This window comes from Bradyrhizobium genomosp. I (2014), assembly GCF_000261685.1.
GTDB lineage: Bacteria > Pseudomonadota > Alphaproteobacteria > Rhizobiales > Xanthobacteraceae > Bradyrhizobium.
Window position 1 is genome coordinate 1 of sequence record NZ_AJQE01000213.1, and the last position, 18248, is coordinate 18248.

Annotated in this window: 18 protein-coding genes, 1 tRNA gene and 2 pseudogenes; 15 read left to right on the plus strand and 6 right to left on the minus strand. The window is 64.8% G+C overall.

Going from position 1 to position 18248, the window contains the following annotated elements; all coding sequences use genetic code 11:
- Positions 1-298 precede the first annotated feature (298 nt).
- The 5 genes and pseudogenes from IC50_RS20525 to IC50_RS20545 form a co-directional block, all read left to right on the plus strand.
- Positions 299-577 (plus strand): annotated as a pseudogene (locus IC50_RS20525) (hypothetical protein); the annotation flags it as partial.
- 273 nt (positions 578-850) lie between these two features.
- Positions 851-1336: a GreA/GreB family elongation factor gene (locus tag IC50_RS20530; protein WP_035708854.1), complete on the plus strand. Its 486-nt coding sequence runs from the start codon at positions 851-853 to the stop codon at positions 1334-1336.
- Between the two features lie 10 nt (positions 1337-1346).
- Positions 1347-1760, plus strand: coding sequence for a nucleoside diphosphate kinase regulator (rnk, locus tag IC50_RS20535; protein ID WP_050991045.1), 414 nt, complete (start codon positions 1347-1349; stop codon positions 1758-1760).
- A gap of 143 nt (positions 1761-1903) precedes the next feature.
- Positions 1904-2284 carry a BA14K family protein gene (locus tag IC50_RS20540; protein ID WP_193374142.1) on the plus strand — a complete coding sequence of 127 codons (381 nt, stop codon included), beginning with the start codon at positions 1904-1906 and terminating at the stop codon, positions 2282-2284.
- 203 nt (positions 2285-2487) lie between these two features.
- A complete protein-coding gene (locus IC50_RS20545) occupies positions 2488-3279 on the plus strand; it encodes a phytanoyl-CoA dioxygenase family protein (protein ID WP_035708834.1) in 792 nt (263 codons plus the stop codon).
- Positions 3280-3335: 56 nt separating this feature from the next.
- On the opposite strand, the gene IC50_RS20550 is transcribed toward IC50_RS20545, so the two are convergent.
- From IC50_RS20550 to IC50_RS20560, 3 genes are read right to left on the minus strand one after another with little or no spacing between them, the layout of a single operon-like run.
- Positions 3336-4361: a tripartite tricarboxylate transporter substrate binding protein gene (locus IC50_RS20550; RefSeq protein ID WP_035708859.1), complete on the minus strand. Its 1026-nt coding sequence runs from the start codon at positions 4359-4361 to the stop codon at positions 3336-3338.
- Between the two features lie 22 nt (positions 4362-4383).
- Entirely contained in the window at positions 4384-6471 is a 2088-nt protein-coding gene (locus tag IC50_RS20555; RefSeq protein ID WP_035708836.1) for an acetate--CoA ligase family protein, read from the minus strand.
- 3 nt (positions 6472-6474) lie between these two features.
- Positions 6475-7266, minus strand: coding sequence for an enoyl-CoA hydratase/isomerase family protein (locus IC50_RS20560; RefSeq protein ID WP_035708862.1), 792 nt, complete (start codon positions 7264-7266; stop codon positions 6475-6477).
- A gap of 191 nt (positions 7267-7457) precedes the next feature.
- Between IC50_RS20560 and IC50_RS20565 the strand changes: the two genes are divergently transcribed.
- Positions 7458-8234 (plus strand): IclR family transcriptional regulator, encoded by a 777-nt coding sequence (locus IC50_RS20565; RefSeq protein ID WP_035708863.1) that lies wholly within the window; start codon positions 7458-7460, stop codon positions 8232-8234.
- Positions 8235-8248: 14 nt separating this feature from the next.
- On the opposite strand, the gene queD is transcribed toward IC50_RS20565, so the two are convergent.
- The 3 genes from queD to IC50_RS20580 all read right to left on the minus strand — a co-directional run bounded on the left by queD (position 8249) and on the right by IC50_RS20580 (position 10482).
- Complete coding sequence (queD, locus tag IC50_RS20570) at positions 8249-8605, minus strand: 6-carboxytetrahydropterin synthase QueD (protein WP_035708838.1); 357 nt, start codon at positions 8603-8605, stop codon at positions 8249-8251.
- 84 nt (positions 8606-8689) lie between these two features.
- Positions 8690-8766 (minus strand) — tRNA-Arg (locus IC50_RS20575).
- Positions 8767-9039: 273 nt separating this feature from the next.
- Positions 9040-10482 carry a sensor histidine kinase gene (locus IC50_RS20580; RefSeq protein WP_050991046.1) on the minus strand — a complete coding sequence of 481 codons (1443 nt, stop codon included), beginning with the start codon at positions 10480-10482 and terminating at the stop codon, positions 9040-9042.
- A gap of 406 nt (positions 10483-10888) precedes the next feature.
- Between IC50_RS20580 and rpmH the strand changes: the two genes are divergently transcribed.
- The 9 genes and pseudogenes from rpmH to IC50_RS20625 all read left to right on the plus strand — a co-directional run.
- Positions 10889-11023 (plus strand): 50S ribosomal protein L34, encoded by a 135-nt coding sequence (gene rpmH / locus IC50_RS20585; RefSeq protein WP_008542748.1) that lies wholly within the window; start codon positions 10889-10891, stop codon positions 11021-11023.
- 27 nt (positions 11024-11050) lie between these two features.
- Positions 11051-11437 (plus strand): ribonuclease P protein component, encoded by a 387-nt coding sequence (rnpA, locus tag IC50_RS20590; protein ID WP_035708841.1) that lies wholly within the window; start codon positions 11051-11053, stop codon positions 11435-11437.
- 16 nt (positions 11438-11453) lie between these two features.
- Entirely contained in the window at positions 11454-13310 is a 1857-nt protein-coding gene (yidC, locus tag IC50_RS20595; protein ID WP_035708844.1) for a membrane protein insertase YidC, read from the plus strand.
- A 115-nt stretch (positions 13311-13425) separates the two neighbouring features.
- Positions 13426-14079, plus strand: coding sequence for a ribosome biogenesis GTP-binding protein YihA/YsxC (gene yihA / locus IC50_RS20600; protein WP_035708865.1), 654 nt, complete (start codon positions 13426-13428; stop codon positions 14077-14079).
- Complete coding sequence (locus tag IC50_RS20605; protein ID WP_035708846.1) at positions 14079-14444, plus strand: DUF423 domain-containing protein; 366 nt, start codon at positions 14079-14081, stop codon at positions 14442-14444. The genes yihA and IC50_RS20605 overlap by 1 nt, the downstream gene beginning before the upstream one ends.
- A gap of 262 nt (positions 14445-14706) precedes the next feature.
- Entirely contained in the window at positions 14707-15594 is an 888-nt protein-coding gene (gene argB, locus IC50_RS20610) for an acetylglutamate kinase (RefSeq protein WP_035708847.1), read from the plus strand.
- 107 nt (positions 15595-15701) lie between these two features.
- Positions 15702-16688 (plus strand): DUF1036 domain-containing protein, encoded by a 987-nt coding sequence (locus IC50_RS20615; RefSeq protein WP_035708868.1) that lies wholly within the window; start codon positions 15702-15704, stop codon positions 16686-16688.
- 124 nt (positions 16689-16812) lie between these two features.
- Positions 16813-17498 (plus strand): annotated as a pseudogene (locus tag IC50_RS20620) (pyrimidine 5'-nucleotidase).
- A gap of 232 nt (positions 17499-17730) precedes the next feature.
- A partial coding sequence (locus IC50_RS20625) for a 2,3,4,5-tetrahydropyridine-2,6-dicarboxylate N-succinyltransferase (protein ID WP_035708849.1) occupies positions 17731-18248 on the plus strand: 518 nt, incomplete at its 3' end.

Genomic DNA, 18248 nt, shown 5'->3' on the forward strand with positions numbered 1-18248 from the left:
CGCCGTCCCAATAATCGGCTTCGTATTCCCGCGCCTTCAGCGAGCAGCCGATCTTGTCGTCGTTCATGCGGGCCATGTAGTCGCGCTTGGTCGCCGTATGCAGCGGCGTCACAATATTCAGTAGTCGTCCCATCGAGCCCTCGGATTCCATCACGCGCTGAGATTGTCTTGACCGGCCTGGGGGGCCTTACGCCGTGAACTGCGACTCGCCCTAGCATTCGTACGGAAGACCATCATTGTTTCAGATCAATGACCGTGCGGCGGCACCGTCACCAACGCGCCGCCGAGCACGGAGACGCCGCGACACGTCGACGCCTACCAGGCTTATCGGCAAGCCGAAGGTATTCCGCCGCTGCTGAAGACCACGCTCGGCGTGCAGCAGTTGCGCGAGGATCGTGCCGAGGAGACGTGGTTCACGACCATTTCCTACTGGTCGGACATCGAGACCATGACGGCCTTCACCAAGGGCGAGCCGACCAAGGTCCATCATCTCGCGCGAGACGCGGAATTCCTGGTCGAGCTGCCGGAACGCATCGAGATCCACCGCATTCTGATCGACGAACGGGGCCTGCGGTGAAAGCCTGCGCTGTAGAAACTGAAGCACAGGTCGCCGTCAAATGACGGCCTGCTGCGAGGGTTCATCGTTCGCGGCTGTGCGGTTTCGCCGCAATGTTTCCGGCGAAATGAACCACTATAGTCAGTATGTCATGGCATATTTCGTCGACATAGATGCGCGCACAGCGCGTTTTGGTCTTCACGCCGGCCGCCTCCAAGCAGGCGGTTAGCCGGACGGTGTTCGCGCCGTCCGGGCTCTTTTCCAGCTTTCGTGATCTCCACCCGCGAGATCGTATTGAAGCAGAAGGAGTGTGCCGTGCTGCCTCTTCCAAAAATAACGCTCATCGGATCGGACTATCCGCGGCTCGAACAGCTTGCTCGCATTGCCGCCCAAAAAGGTGATGTGGACGGGATATTCCTCTCGGGTGAGATCAATCGCGCCGACATCGTGGCGGACGACTGGAACGATGTCCGTTCGCTCGTGACCATGGGATCATGGGTCACCTATTGCACGAATGGGGGCGCTCCGCTTCGCACCGTGCAATTGGTCTGGCCCGAGGAGCGTTGGTCGGATCCCGCCCGCATTTCGGTCCTGACGCCGTTGGGAGCCGCTTTGATCGGACTGCAGGTCGACGATCAAATGCCCTACTGCGTCGCCGGGAGTTTGAACGTCGTCAGGGTTCAGAACGTCACCCAGCCAAGTCCAAACGTCGTCCCCTTCTTCCAGGCGCGGCGGCGCAGCGGGCCGCTCGATGACGATCCCGGACCAACTGCAGCATAGGAGAAATCAAATGCGCAACTTCGAAGCCGAGATTCGGCCCGAACAGCCGGCGTTGCCGCCGATCAAGATTGCAGAAGACGAATCGCGGCGTCTCAGCTCGCTGGCGAATTCGACCATGGATCTGTTTCCCCGCGTCGCCCAGTTTCTGGCTCGTGAACTGGAACGCGCGACGGTCACAGAAGAGAACGATTTGCGCGGCGTGGTCAGGATGGGCTCCAAGGTGACTTATCGCGATGACGAGACGGGGGCGAGCCGGAAGATCGTGCTGGTCTATCCGCATGAAGCCAACATCGAGCACAGTCGGATCTCGATCCTGACGCCTGTCGGAGCGGCCCTGATCGGCCTCTCGGCGGGACAGCGGATCAATTTCGAGACGCCGGACAAGCGCACCAGGGGGCTGACCGTTCTCTCCGTCTCCGAATGAGAGATATGCAAGTGGACGAGGACAGACAGCCGCGTCGTTCTGCAGGGTGTTCCGAAATTCGCAGCGAGCACCTTGCTGGCCCCGCGTCGACGGAACCTAGCGGGCAGGCCGCCGTTGCATCCTCACCAAAAATGGAGCGCGACATGACAATGCGTAAAACTTTCGTCGTCCTCGCGGCCGCCGGAGCAATGCTCTCGACGGCTGCCTCGCCGGTGCTCGCGGCGCCGCTGCCGATCGGCGATCCCGGTCCCGACTCAGGCGTGCAGCAGGTCCAGTACCGGCATGGGTACGGACATGGATACCGACATGGGTATGGTTACGGCCACAGGCACTATCACGGCCATTACGGCACTGGCGCAGCCGTACTCGGCGGCCTCGCGGCGGGCGCGATCATCGGCGGCGCAATCGCCAGTAGCCAGGCTCAAGCCAACGCCGCGTCCTATTGCGCGCAGCGCTATCGATCCTACGATCCCGGCTCAGGGACCTATTTGGGCTACGACGGTCTACGCCACCCCTGCCCATGACGCGCGCGTGAAGCTGCGGCATGCACTCGCCGAGCGGCGGACGTGTCTTGATTTCGCGCTCCGCCGCGCTATACGTTCCCACCATGATGTTCACGTCCACATTCTTCCCGCTGATCTGAACGGCAGAAAGTCGTTCCGGCGCATCTGCGCCGATCGGATCAAACCGGCTGCGCTTGATGCGGCAGCCGAACGGAGAATGTGCAATGCCCAGGACCGAACAGGCTGGCCTGACGCCCCGTCAGGTCCAGAACTTCATCAACAACGGTTTCGTCAAGATCGAGAATGCCTTCAGCATCCGGCTTGCAAAGCAATGCAGGGACGAGCTGTGGGCGGATATTGGTCTGTCGCCGGACCAACCCGACAACTGGACTCGACCCGTCGTCCGGGTGGGGTCCAAGGCTTCGCCCCCATTCATCGAAGCCGCGAATGCGCCACCCCTGCACAGAGCCTACGATCAACTCGTGGGCGAAGGGCGCTGGCTTGCGCCCAGGGGCCTCGGGACCTTTCCGATCCGCTTCCCCTCGGCGGAATCCCCTGGTGATGACGGCTGGCACGTGGACATGAGCTTCGGCACCACCGATCCGGATTTCATGGAGTGGCGCGCCAATGTGAAGAGCAGCGGACGCGCATTGCTGATGCTCTTCCTGTTCTCGGATGTCGGCCCGGACGATGCACCCACGCGGATCCGGAAAGGCTCGCATGCCGCAATCGCGCGGGAGCTGCTGCCCTACGGCGAGGCAGGCGCGTCTCTCCGGCAGCTGGCTTCCGAGAACTGGGCATCGACGAAAGATTGCGAGGTTGAACTGGCGACCGGCGCGGCAGGCAGCGTCTATTTGTGCCACCCGTTCCTGGTTCATGCCGCGCAGCCTCACCGCGGGAAACGGCCGCGCTTCATGGCCCAGCCTCCGCTGCTGCCGAGGGGTGAGTTCGATCCGGCGCTGCCCCCTTCGCCGGTTCAGATCGCGATCCGGCAGGCTTGCGGGCTAACGTTATAGTCGGACAGCATCCGGGGCCGCTGAGCGGTCCCGGATGTTTGCTGGATTCGCCAAGCTTATTGCACCTCGATGTTCGCGTCCTTGATCAGCTTGCGCCAGCGCTCCTCCTCCCGGCCGACATAGCGATCGAGCTCTTCCGGAGCGCTGCCGACCATGATGAGGCCTTCGTTCGCCTCCAGTTTCTTGAAGGCACCGGACTGAACCGCCTTGGCGATCGCCTGATTGAGACGCGCAATCACCGGAGCGGGCGTCCTGGCGGGAGCGTACAAGCCGTACCAGGACTCGGCGGCATAGCCGGGCACCCCGGCCTCGGCGATCGTGGGCAATTGCGGAAATGCCGCCGAACGCTCGGCAGACGTGACGGCCAGCGCCCGGAGCTGACCCGCGGCCACCAGCGAGGCTGCGCTCGCCACGGTGGTGAACATCACGTCGATCTGTCCGCCCAGGAGATCGCTGATCGCAGGCGCCGCGCCCTTGTAGGGCACCGCCGTCATCTTGACCTTCGCCATCGCATTGAACAGCTCGCCCGCGAGATGGGCCGAGGTGCCGGTGCCGAACGTCCCGAAATTGAGCTTGCCGGGATTGGCCTTCGCTTCGGTGATCAAGTCGGAGATCGAGTTGATCCTGGAGGCCGGGTTGACGACGACGATGTTGAAGGATCGCGCGATCAGCGAGACCGCCGCGAAATCCTTGTGCGGATCGAACGGCAGCTTGTTGTACAGGCTCGGATTGACCGCGTGCGCGAAAGTCGCCATCAGCAGCGAATAGCCGTCCGGCTCGCTCGTCGCCACCGTCTGGGTTCCGATGATGGTCCCGGCGCCCGGCTTGTTCTCGATGATGACGGACTTGCCGAGATCCGTCTGGATTTCCTGCGCGGTCGTTCGTGCGATGATGTCGGTCCCGCCGCCAGCCGCGAAAGGCACAACGATCTTGACGATTTTCTCCGGATATTCGGCGCGCGCCGGCGTCACCGCGAGCGCCGCGACGACCGCACAGGCGAGGATGCCGAGATCGAGCCATTGCCGCACAGCGACATCCTTTCCGCGCGTGCCGTCGTGATTGATGATTCCGCTACTCGCCATCTGGAGCTCCATCCCACTTTGTTCAGACATTGAGAACAACCAATCCGTCTGCCGCCCTCACGCCCTGGCCCGCCGGCAGCACGAACACCGGATTGATCTCGGCCTCCGCAAGACGATCACCGAGCTGCGCGACCATGCGCGAGAACGCAACGACCGCTTCTGCGAGCGCTTCGACATCGCATTTCGGCCGGCCCCGAAAGCCGTCCAGCAGCGGCCAGGCGACGAGATCGCGCGCCATCGCTCGAGCCTCGGAAAGACCGAGGCCGCCTTCCGGCGGAAGCAGACGCATCGTCGTGTCCTTGAACAGTTCGGCCGCGACACCGCCCATTCCGAGGAGGATCGCCGTTCCCAGGGCATCGCGGTGCATTCCGAGAATGATTTCGACGCCGCCTGAAATCATCTCCTGAACCAGGAACTGGTCGGGCCGCGTTCCGGTCCTGGCCTCGACCTCATCTGCCATCGCCGTCAGGCGGCCGCCGATCGTTTCAGTGGTCAGGTTGACCGCGACGCCGCCGACATCGCTCTTGTGCGCGATCTCGCGCGAGAGAATCTTGAGCACGACCCGGCCACCGAGGTCGCGCGCCGCCTGTTCCGCTTCGCTCGCCGTTGCAACCATCTTCTCTGCCGCGACAGAAATCCCAAAGCGGGCGAACAGCTCCTTGGCCTGCGCTTCGTCGAGCGATCCAGCCGGGACGTCGCTGGCGTCGGCCGTCGTCAGGGGCGAGGTGGATGTCTGGACCTGTTCCGGCATTCCGGCGCGCAAAAGCCCGTCGAGCGCCGCAGCACAGCTCTCGGCGGACGTGTAGGCGGGGACGCCGCGCCGGGTGAGGACGGACACCACCTCGGGCGCATGGGGACTGACATAGGCAATGACGGGCTTGTCGCTCAGCGGCAGGCAGTCGTGGATGGCATCGGCCATCAGGGCCGGCGATCCCACGGCCGACGAGCCGGCAATGACGGCAAGCGCATCGTAGGAGGGACTTGCGAGCAGGATACGGATCGCGGCGCGCAGCAGATCCGGCTGCAGACCGGCCAGGGTCACGTCGATCGGGTTGCGATCGAGATTGGCGTGCGAGCCGGACTGGAGGCTGCGCAATTGTGCGGCCGTCTCAGTGTCGGGAGCCGGGGTTGCAAAGCCGGCAACGCCGAGACTGTCGGACACGATCGTGCCGGCGCCGCCGGTCGAGGTGAGGATCGCAACGCGCCGGCCGGAAAGCTTGCGCCCCGCGCCAAGGGCTGCGGGAATGTCGAGCAGGTCCTCGAACGTCCTGGCGCGGATCACGCCGAGCTGCCTGAACAGGGCGTCGTACATGCGGTCGGAGCCGGCCAGCGCGCCGGTATGAGAGACTGCCGCCCGTGCGCCCGCCTCCGATCGCCCGATCTTGAAGGCGACGATAGGCTTGCCGGCGCGGCGCGCCCGAAGGACCGACTCGCGAAAACGAAGCGGATTGCGGATTGCCTCGATATAAAGCGCAATGACGCCGGTCGCAGCGTCTCCGGCGAGGAAGTCGATGAAGTCGGAGAGCTCGAGATCGGCCTCGTTGCTGGTCGACACCAGCTTGGACAGCCCGATCCCGCGCGCCGCGGCGCGCGACAGCAGGGATCCGAGGATGCCCCCGCTTTGCGAAACCAATCCGATGGATCCCGCCGGGAAATCATCCATCGCCAGCGCGCCCGACGCCGACAGCACGATGTTATCGGTGAGATTGACGAGGCCGATCGTGTTCGGCCCGAGGATCCGCATCGAGCCGGCGGCTTGCATGAGCTGCTGCTGGCGCGCGGCGCCTTCGGCCCCGGCTTCGGTGAAGCCGCTGGCAAGAACGATCGCAGCAGCGGCCCCGCGCTCGGACAATTCGCGCACCGCGATGTGCGCGCGCTCGGCGCCGAGCAGGACGAGGCCGACGTCAGGCACATCGGGCAGCGAGGCGATGTCGGGGTAGCAGGTCAGACCGCCGATCTCTTCGACCTTGGGATTGACGGGATAGATCGCACCCGCGAAGCCATGCTTCTGGAGATAAGACACCGGCCGCCCCGACGTCTTGCCCGGATCTGCCGATGCCCCGATCACGGCGATGCTGCGCGGTCGGATCAGGCGTTCGATCGCATTCATCGCTCAAGCCTTCGACGAGGATTGCGCGAGGAAGGCCGCCACTGCGTCGCGATGCTCCGCGCTGGTGTAGCAGATCGCCTGCGCCTGGCTGCCGAGATCGAAAATGTCGTGCGCGGAATGCTCGAACGTCGCGTTCAGGATCTTCTTGCCCAGCGCCAGCGCCGTGGGAGACCCCTGAGCCAGCTCGGCCGCCCAGGCCTGCGCGGCCGGCAGCAACTCGGCCGCCGCCACCTTGCGATCGACGATGCCGAGCGCGAGCGCTTCGTCAGCCTCGACGAGGCGGCCGGTGAAGATCAGCTCCTTGGCCTTGGGAAGGCCGACCCGGCGCGGCAGGAAATACAGGCCGCCGCCGTCGGGTATCAAACCGCGCTTGATGTAGGACCATGTGAACTTCGATCGTTCCGTGCCCATGACGAAGTCGCAGGCCAGCGCGGTGTCGGCACCGAGGCCCGCCGCGGCGCCGTTGACGGCGGCGATGGTCGGCTTCGGCAGGCCCAGCAGCAGCGACTGCACGTGATGCACGCCCTGCTGACGGCTCCATCCGTTGAATGCGACTTCGCCCTGCGGCGCCTCGAGCCGGCGCTTCATTCCGCTGATGTCGCCGCCGGCACAGAAGGCGTTGCCGCGCCCGGTCAGCACCATGGCCTTGATCGCCTTGTCGCGAGCCACGGTTTCGAGCGCATCGAGGAATTCGGCGCGCATCTCATCGCTCATCGCGTTGCGCCGTTCCGGCCGGTTGAAGGCGATCGTCGCGACGCCGGCCCCGACGGAGAATTCGATGAGCTGATAAGACATGGCAGGCTCCGTGGTTGGAGTCGGATCGATCACCGCGACGCATTGCGGATATCGAATGCCTGTTCGGGCCGTGCCGTTCCTCGTCGAGCCCCAGCGCGGCCGGGCATTCTTCTTGCCCATGCTGTTAGCGGCTTGCACCCGCCGGAACATCCCCTTAATTCCACTGAGTGGAAATGCCGCGGAGGCTGGATGTGACGCAGGCGCGCAGATTTGCGGGCGGGATTGACGGCAACCGGTCGCTCGAACGGGGCATCGAGATCCTCCGGGCATTCCGGCCCGGCGTCGACACGCTGGGTAACGGCGAGATCGCGGAGCGAACAGGCTTGCCGCGATCGACGGTCAGCCGGCTGACGCGAACGCTGGTCAATTCCGGAATGCTCGACGAGGTCCGCAGCGAGCGGAGCTACCGCCTTGCCGCGTCCGTCATCAGCATCGGTCACGCGATGCGGACGGGATCACCGGTGCTCAACGCGATCGGACCGATGATGCGGGCGGAATCGGCGAAGCGCCGGTTGAACGTCGGGTTGGCTACCGCGGATCGAACCATGATGGTTTATCTCGAGTCGATCCGCTACAGCCCGCGCGCGGCGCTGCGCAACGTGGTCGCCGGGCAGCAGGTCCCGATGGAGCTGACGTCGCTGGGGCGCGCTTACCTCGCCGGCATTGCCGAGACCGAGCGCGAGCGGTTGCTCAAGCAGTTCAAGCGGCGCGGCGCGGCGGCCACCAAGGCCCTGCTCGCGGAGGTCAGGAGATCGATCAGCTCCGTCGAACGCGACGGCTATTGCGCCGTGTCGTGGCAGCCCGCAGTTCTCGCCGTTGCAACGCCGATCGCGCTCGACGGGCTTCCGGTCTACGCACTCAACATGAGCCTGCAGAACGTCGACCGGTCCGATGCGCTGGCGAGCGAACTCGGCTCCTACCTCAACGCCTTCGCGGCCAAGTGCAAGGAGGTGCTGGCGGGACGTTGAAACAAGAGCTGTCGTCACCGCCCCTGATATTCGGCCCAGCAGTCCGCCGTTTCATAGACGCGGACGGCCGCTAGCTGGCGAAGGCTCGGCTTCAACCGGTCCCAGATCCAGACCGCGATATTCTCGGCGGTCGGGTTCTCGAGGCCTTCGATCTCGTTCAGGCAATGGTGGTCCAGCGCGCCCATGATGTCGGCGAAGCATTTTTCGATATCGAAGAAGTCTGCGACGAAGCCGGTGTGCGGGTCCACCGGACCGTCCAGCTGGACCTCGACCCGATAGGAGTGGCCATGCAGCCGGCTGCACCGGTGAGTCTCGGGCACGTTTGGCAGCCGATGCGCCGCCTCGAACTTGAACGCCTGCGATATCCTCATCCAAGCTCCTCACACGGCGCGGCCATCCGGTCTCGGCCCGTCTGGCGACCAGATGCTGCCTTGTCCTGACCTTCCGTCGAAGAATGGCGCGCCCGGAACGATTCGAACGTCCGACCCTCAGATTCGTAGTCTGATGCTCTATCCAGCTGAGCTACGGGCGCGTTTTCGCAAAAGCGATGGCGGGCATGACCCGCGACGCATCTCCCGGAGGCCGGGAGGGGTGCGAAAGAGCGCTTTGACTAACCGCTCTTGCCGGCGTTGGCAAGGTCCGGGATGGAGAGATTTTGCAGAGAAATGACGATCTCCGCCCGGTCATTCCGGGGCTCGCGAAGCGAGAACCCGGAATCTCGTGCTCAAAACCTCGGGATTCCGGGTTCGGCGCTCTGCGCCGCCCCGGAATGACGGAAGTGATGGAGATCGCGGCCTTTGGCCGACTACGCCCTCGCCCGCTCGTTGCGGATGGAGAGCAGTTCCACGGGACGGTCGGGAATGACGATGCGGAAGGTGGCGCCGATGGTGCCTTCGACCAGGTGGATGTCGCCACCATGGGCGCGGACCAGCTCGGCGGCGATGGCAAGGCCAAGGCCGCTGCCGCCGGGGCGGCCGGAGGTCTGGAAGGCCTCGAACAGGTGCTCCCGGGTCTTCTGGGGGACGCCGGGGCCGGTGTCGGAGACCTCGATGATGGCGACGGCACCTTCGCGCTTTCCGGTGATCCGGATCTGCTGCACGCGGCCCTCACCCGACGCATGGCTTTCGAGCGCCTGGGCGGCGTTGCGGACGAGATTGAGCAATACGCGGAACAGCTGGTCGGGATCGGCATCGATCGCGAGCCCGCGCTCGATCGCGGCGACCCAGGCGATCGAGGCGTCGTTGGCGAGCCCCGCGGTCTCGCGCACCTCCAGCACGACCGGCTCGATCAGGATCATGCGGCGGTCGGGCGCGGCTTCCTGGGCGCGGCCATAGGACAAGGTCGACTGGCAGAACGCGATGGCGCGCTCGAGCGAGCGCACGAGCTTGGGCGCAAAGCGCTGCACCCGCGGATCCGGCACGCTGGCCAGCTGGTCCGACAGGAGCTGCGCCGAGGCGAGCAGATTGCGCAGATCGTGATTGATCTTGGAGACGGCGAGGCCGAGGGCGGCGAGCCGGCTCTTCTGATGCAGCATCGACATCAGGTCGCGCTGCATGTCCGACAATTCGCGCTCGGCCACCCCGATCTCGTCGCTGCGCTGGCTCGGCACGATGATCCCGGCCGAACTCTCCGGGTTCTCGTGGAAGCCGACCAGGCTCGCGGTCAGCCGGCGCATCGGCCGCACGAAGAGATAATGGAGCGCGAGATAGACGAGGCCCGCGGTCAGCACCGCGATGATCAGCGCCACCACCACGAGGTTGCGGGAGAAGCGGTACATCTGCTGCCGCAGCGGCAGCTCGTCGGTGACGATCTCCATGAACTGGGCATTGCCGACACCCGGCCCGACGATGCGGATGGCCTGGTTGCCGGTTTCCAGCATCATCCGGAACGAGCCGGTGATCGCCTCCCAGGCCGTCATGTCGCGCAGGTCGATATCGTGCTCGATGGCAGTCGGCAGATTGTCGCTGGCGAGCAGTCGGCGCTGCTGGCCCATCTTGATCGCGACCGCACGGGCATTGATGCTCTTGAGAATCTGGCGCGACAGCGAATCGGGGACCATGCCGAGCGGGGCCGCATCCAGCACCAGCGCCGCCGTGTTGGCCGCCGCAACGCGGTCGTTCAGCCGGTTGACCCAGAAATTGGCGATGGCCGGCACGTAGAGCAGCACGGCGGCGATCATCACCAGGGGAATGGTGAGCAGCAGCAGCTTGCCAGACAGCCCGAGCCCGCGCGTCCCGCGGGGACGCATCGCCGGCTGCTCCGGCTGATCCAGATCCTGGATCGGCTGGCGATCTGTGGCTACCACGAAATTCGCCCCTGTTGGCCTTGGCTGATGGAGGATGCGGCCCGCCCGGAGTCCGGTCAAATTACGGATCGCTAATCTACCAAGGTGGGATGTATGTGCTGATATCGCGAGTCGCCACCTCAAGGGTTAAAAACCCCACACAAACAGCGATATTCACGAAAATCGCGCCCTTGTGCGGCGTTGACGAAAACAAGGCGCTCCCTTATAAGCCGCGCGAATTGTCCGCGATGACCCGGTGAGACACCGGGAGCGGCTCTCTTGGGGCCGGAAAGGGCCCGTTTTGGGCCGCATCTTCCGGACTTTACCATCAATTCTACAGGCAAATTGCCCGGTCAGCGGAGAAAAACCCGTGAAGCGGACTTATCAACCCAGCAAACTGGTGCGCAAGCGCCGTCACGGCTTCCGCGCCCGCCTCGCCACTGCCGGCGGCCGCAAGGTTCTCGCCGCCCGCCGCGCCCGCGGCCGCAAGCGTCTGAGCGCCTGAGCCGGACCCCCTTTTTGGGATTTCATCATGGATCGGCTGAGGCAGCGGGCGGATTTCCTCGCCGTTGCCAATGGCGCGCGGGTGAATAGCCCCGCGTTTGTCCTGCAAAGCCGCCGCCGCGATGATTCTGGCCCAATCCGGATCGGCTTCACCGTCACCAAAAAGAACGGCAACGCCCCCGAGCGCAATCGCATCCGGCGCCGGCTTCGCGAATTGGTGAAGCGGCTCGATCCGGTGTCGATGCAGCCCCATCATGATTATGTCCTGGTCGGGCGAAGGGGCGCGCTCTCGCGCGACTTCGGCACCATGCTCGACGATCTGCGCATAGCGTTCACGAAGCCCGCGCGGCATACGGCCAAGACGCGCGGCCAGAGGCCCGGCCCCGTTCCCGCTGCCAGCCGCAAACCGGATTGATGACGAGACATTCGAGATGACCGACAATCGCAACACCATCCTCGCCGTCATTCTGTCGGGCCTCGTCCTGATCGCCTGGCAGTATTTCTACAACGTGCCGCAGATGGAGAAGCAGCGCGCCCAGCAGCAGGTCCAGGCCGAGCTCCAGAAGACCACGCCGCAGCCGACCGCCTCCGCGACACCCGGTGCCGCGCCGCAGACGGGCAACGCGACTCAACCGGCAACGCCGGCCGCGAGCCAGCAGGCCCAGCCGGTCATCGCCCGCGATGCCGCGATCGCAGCCAGCCCGCGCGTGAAGATCGACACACCGCGGATTGCCGGCAGCATCTCGCTGAAAGGCGGCCGCATCGACGACATCGCGCTGGTGCAGTTCCGCGAAACGGTCGACCCGAAGTCGCCGCCGATCGTCCTCTATTCGCCCTCGGGCACGGCGGAGCCCTACTACGCCGAGTTCGGCTGGGTGCCGGCAACGGGCGTGACGGCCAAGCTGCCGGACGCGCAGACTGTCTGGCAGCAGGACGGCAGTGGCAGCCTGACGCCGACGACGCCGGTGGTGCTGAAATGGGACAATGGCGAGGGCCTCACCTTCCGCCGCACCATTGCTGTCGACGACCACTATCTCTTCACCATCAAGGACGAGGTGAGCAATGTCGGCAATGCGCCTGTCACGCTCTATCCGTTCGCGCTGATCTCGCGCCACGGCGCGCCGCAGGTCTCCGGCTACTACATCCTGCATGAAGGCCTGATCGGCTATCTCGATGGCTTGCAGGAATACGCCTACAAGAAGATCGACGAAGCCAAGTCCGTCAACTTCAAGGCCACCAATGGCTGGCTCGGCATGACCGACAAGTACTGGGCCTCGGCGCTGCTGCCCGACACCAGTGCCCAGCTCCAGGCGCGCTTCTCGTCGAACCCGGTCGGCAACGTCCACACCTACCAGACCGACTATCTGCTCGACCCCGTCACCGTCGCGATCGGCGGCACCGCGACCGCGAACGCGCGGCTGTTCGCGGGCGCCAAGGAAGCCGGCGTCGTCGGCGTGTTTCCGTTCGCCGGCCTCGGCGGCTACAACAAGGCGCTCGGCCTCAATCACTTCGATCTGCTGATCGACTGGGGCTGGTTCTACTTCATCACCAAGCCGATGTTCCTCGGCCTCGACTTCTTCTACCGTTTCTTCGGCAATTTCGGCATCTCGATCCTGCTCGTGACGGTGATCGTGAAGCTCCTGTTCTTCCCGCTGGCGAACAAGTCCTATGCCTCGATGGCGAAGATGAAGTCGATCCAGCCGCAGCTTCAGGCGCTGAAGGAGCGCTACCCCGACGACAAGGTGAAGCAGCAGCAGGAGATGATGGAGATCTACCGCAAGGAGAAGATCAATCCGGTCGCCGGCTGTCTTCCCGTGGTGATCCAGATCCCCGTGTTCTTCTCTCTCTACAAGGTGCTGTTCGTCACCATCGAGATGCGGCACGCGCATTTCTTCGGCTGGATCAAGGACCTCTCCGCGCCGGACCCGACCAATCTCTTCAACCTGTTCGGCTTGATCCCGGTCGATCCGACCACGCTTCCGGTGTTCGGCCATTATCTGCATCTCGGCATCTGGCCGATCATCATGGGCATCACGATGTGGTTCCAGATGAAGCTGAACCCGACGCCGCCCGATCCGACGCAGCAGCTCATCTTCAACTGGATGCCGCTGATCTTCACCTTCATGCTGGCGGGCTTCCCGGCAGGCCTCGTGATCTACTGGGCCTGGAACAACACGCTCTCGGTGGTCCAGCAGAGCTACATCATGCGCCGCAACGGCGTGAAGGTGGAGCTGCTCGACAACATTCGCAGCTTGTTCAAAAAAAAAGTGACGACTGAAGCGACGTAACTCCCCGTCATTGCGAGGAGCGACGCGACGAAGCAATCCAGACTGTTTCCGCGGAGGCATTCTGGATTGCTTCGCTTCGCTCGCAATGACGCGGCAAACAACCGAAAGCCTTCGCATGACCGACGACAAAGATGCGAAGCTGATCGAAGCCGGACGAAAACTGTTCGCCCGTGACTGGCAGTTCATCTGGGCTTCGCCTTCGATCGAAACGCTGCCGCCGATGGCGGGGCTGGAGATCGCCTTTGCCGGCCGCTCGAATGTCGGCAAGTCCAGCCTGATCAACGCGCTCACGGGGCGCAACGCGCTGGCGCGCACCTCGCATACGCCGGGCCGCACCCAGGAGCTCATCTTCTTCGAGGTGCCCGGCAAGACCGACCTGCGGCTCGTCGACATGCCCGGCTACGGCTATGCCAAGGCGCCCAAGAGCCAGGTCGCGTCCTGGACCGAGCTGATCCACAAATTCCTGCTCGGCCGCGCCTCGCTGGCGCGCGTCTACGTGCTGATCGACGCGCGGCACGGCCTCAAGGATGTCGACCTCGAAGTGCTTGGGACGCTCGACCGTTCCGCCGTCAGCTACCAGATCGTGCTGACCAAGGCCGACCAGGTGAAGGCCTCCGAGCTGCAGGCGCGCATCGCCGAGACCGAGGCCGCGCTGGCCAAGCATCCGGCCGCGTTCCCGACCGTGCTCGCGACCTCGTCACGCAGCTCGACCGGCATGGAGAGCCTTCGTGCCGCGATGGCAAAGCTGCTTGAAGAGCGGGCCGCGTAATGGTGGCGTATCGCGTGCTGATCGGGCTTGCCGGATTGATGGGCGCCGCCGGCGTCGCGCTGGCCGCCGCCTCCGCCCATGGGGCGGACGCCAGCCGGCTTGCCTCCGCCAGCGCCATGCTGCTGTTTCATGCAACGGCCATGCTCGCGACTGTCGCCTTGCTCGCACGCGGCCTTCTGCACGGCGGAATTGGACTCGTGGCGGCGTTCGGCTTCGTGATCGGAGCCGCGCTGTTCGCGGGCGACCTCACCTTGCGGCAATATGCCGGGCACGCGCTGTTTCCATATGCTGCGCCGACGGGTGGAACGGTGATGATTCTGAGCTGGCTGGCCGTGAGTGTGGCCGCGGTGGCGGCGAGGAAGTAAGGCTCTTTCTTACCCTCCCCTAGAGGGGTCCGGGACGAGCGCAGCTCGCCCGTGGGTCGCTACGCATGCAGCGAAGCGAAATGCGTAGCGGGGTGGGGTGACAGTCTCTCCACAGAAGCAGTGCCCGTGTGGAGAGATCACCCCACCCCGCTCGCGCTGCGCGCGATCGACCCTCCCCCTCCAGGGGAGGGCAAGAGCGCTTTGCGCTGCCTCCGCCAATCGGATAGAACGCGCACCGACAGTCCCGCCAGCGAGATCCGACATGACCGACATCTCTCCGCTCGACCAGGCCCGCATCCTGTCCGAAGCGCTGCCGCACATGCAGCAGTATGACGAGGAAACCATCGTCATCAAATATGGCGGCCATGCCATGGGCGACGAGGAGACCGCGAAGAACTTCGCCCGCGACATCGTGCTGCTCGAGCAGACCGCGATCAATCCTGTCGTGGTGCACGGCGGCGGGCCGCAGATCGCGACCATGCTCAAGCGTCTCGGCATCGCCTCGGAATTCGCCGCCGGCCTGCGCATCACCGACGCTGCGACCATCGAGATCGTCGAGATGGTGCTGGCCGGCTCCGTCAACAAGCAGATCGTCGGCTATATCAACGAGGCCGGCGGCAAGGCGGTCGGGCTATCCGGCAAGGACGGCAACATGGTGAAGGCGTCGAAGACGACGCGCACCATCGTCGATCCGGGCTCGAACATCGAGAAGGCGATCGATCTCGGCTTCGTCGGCGATCCCGAGAAGGTCGACCTCACGCTGCTCAACCAGCTGATCGGCTACGAGCTGATCCCGGTGCTGGCGCCGCTCGCCACCTCCAAGGAGGGCCAGACGCTGAACGTCAACGCCGACACCTTTGCCGGCGCCGTCGCGGGCGCGCTGAAGGCCAAGCGCCTCCTGCTGCTCACCGACGTGCCGGGCGTGCTCGACAAGTCGAAGAAGCTGATCCCGCAGCTTTCGGTCAAGGACGCGCGCAAGCTGATCGCCGACGGCACCATTTCGGGCGGCATGATCCCGAAGGTCGAGACCTGCATCTACGCGCTGGAGCAGGGCGTGCAGGGCGTCGTCATCATCGACGGCAAGATGCAGCACGCGGTGCTGCTCGAGCTCTTCACCAACCAGGGCACGGGAACGCTGATCCACAAGTGATGAGCGAACGCGAGCGGCGGAAATCTCGAGATTCCGGGTTCGATGCTTCGCATCGCCCCGGAATGACGGGGGTGGGACACCGCCGCTCGCTCCTGACGCACTTCCTCATGACGCTGCCGGCGGCGATCGTCTCGCTCTTCTTCTCCTCCGCGCCGGCTTTCGCCGACCTCAAGATCTGCAACCGCATGTCCTATGTCGTGGAGGCCGCCATCGGCATCGACGACAAGGCGGCGACCGCGACGCGCGGCTGGTTCAGGATCGATCCCGCCAGTTGCCGCGTGGTGGTGCAGGGTACGCTGACCGCCGACCGCATCCTGCTCAATGCCCGCGCGCTCGGTGTCTACGGCGCTTCCCCGATCCCGCAAAGCGGCAGCGACATGCTGTGCGTGGCGCAGGACAATTTCGTCATCGCCGCGGCGCGGCAATGCCGCAGTGGCCAGACCCAGGCCGCCTTCACGCAAGTGACTCCGACGCAAGGGGCGGACGGCAACCTCATTGCCTATCTCGCCGAGGACTCCGAATATGACGACGAGCAGGCACGCCTTGCCGGCATCCAGCGGCTGCTGGTGATCGCAGGCTACGATGCAGCGCCGATCGATGGCGTCGACGGGCCGAAGACGCAGGCCGCCCTGGCCGCCTTCCTGAAGAGCCGCGGACTATCGTCGGACATCCTGGCCTCGCCGAACTTCTTCAAGGCCATGGTCGACGCCGTGCAGACGCCGTCTGCGACCGGCCTGACCTGGTGCAACGACACGCCGCACAAGGTGATGGCGGCGATCGCGACCGACGACGGCAAGTCCGTGACCAGCCGCGGCTGGTATCGCATCGATCCCAAGACCTGCCTGCACCCCGATGTGACCGGCCAGCCGAAGCAGATCTTCAGCTTCGCGGAAGCGGTGGACGCCGACAACCGGGTCATCAAGCTGAAGGACCGGCCGCTGAACTGGGGCGGCGACAGGCAGCTCTGCACGCGCGAAACCAAGTTCGAGACCAATCAGCAGACCGATTGCGGCGCGCGCGGATTTTCGGCAACGGGTTTTGGCGCGGTGGACATGTCGAGCGGCGGCAAGACGCTGCGGTTTGCCGTGCCGTGATGGTGTTGGTTCGATGAGCGCGCATGCGCCACAATCTCCGCTGTCGTCCCTGCGAACGCAGGAACCCATAGCCACCAGATTTGGCAATGAGGCGACGTCCGCTTATGGGATATAGAGACCGGCAATGACCTCCCCCCGCACCTTCAACCATGTCGACACCTGGGTGTTCGATCTCGACAACACGCTCTATCCGCATCACATCAATCTGTGGCAGCAGGTCGATGCGCGGATCGGGGAGTTCGTTTGCAACTGGCTGAACGTCGGCCCGGAGGACGCGCGGACGATCCAGAAGGACTATTACCGCCGCTTCGGCACCACGATGCGCGGCATGATGACCCTGCACGGCGTCTCCGCCGACGACTATCTCGCCTACGTCCACAAGATCGACCACTCGCCGCTGGAGCCGAACCCGGCGCTCGGCGCCGCCATCGCAAAGCTGCCGGGGCGAAAACTGATCCTCACCAACGGCTCGGTCGATCATGTCGACGCCGTGCTGGCGCGGCTCGGCTTCGCCTCGCATTTCGACGGCGTGTTCGACATCATCGCCGCCGAATTCGAGCCCAAGCCGGCGCCGCAGACCTACCAGAAATTCCTCAGCCAGCATGCGGTCGATCCGACCCGCGCCGCCATGTTCGAGGACCTCGCCCGCAACCTCACCGTCCGCACCAGCTCGGCATGACCACGGTGCTGGTGGTGCCGGATGGAACGAAAGAGGTGGTGCGCGAGGATTGGGAATTGGAGGGCCGGGACGCCGCCCATGTCGACCACGTCACGGATGATCTGACGCGGTTCTTGGCGGCGCTGCGGTGAGGCCGTAGCGGCCACCGTCATTCCGGGGCGCCCGAAGGGCAAACTACGGTGCGCGATTGCGCACCGGAGAATCTCGAGATTCCGGGTTCGATGCTCCGCATCGCCCCGGAATGACCGTGGAGGATGGCCGAGACAAACCCGGCAACCACGAATGTGCGCTTGACTTGACCTTTCCAAATCCCGAAAAAGCGCCCCAATCCATCAAAATTCTCGCTCCCTAGAGGAAATCCCGATGTCCCTTGCAGCCCTCGAATCCACCATCAACGGCGCCTTCGACGCGCGCGACGGCGTCTCGACCACGACCAAGGGCGAGGTGCGCGAGGCCGTGGACCAGTCGCTGGAGATCCTGGACAAGGGCGAGGCGCGCGTTGCCGAGCGCGGCGCTGACGGCAAGTGGAAGGTCAATCAGTGGCTGAAGAAGGCCGTGCTGCTCTCGTTCCGCCTCAACGACATGGGCGTCATTCCCGGCGGCCCCGGCAAGGCGACCTGGTGGGACAAGGTGCCCTCGAAGTTCGAGGGCTGGGGCGAGAACCGCTTTCGCGACGCCGGCTTCCGCGCGGTGCCGGGCGCCATCGTCCGCCGCTCGGCCTTCATTGCCAAGAACGTCGTCCTGATGCCGTCCTTCGTCAATCTCGGCGCCTATGTCGATGAAAGCACCATGGTCGACACCTGGGCCACCGTCGGCTCCTGCGCGCAGATCGGCAAGCGCGTGCACATCTCCGGCGGCGCCGGCATCGGCGGCGTGCTCGA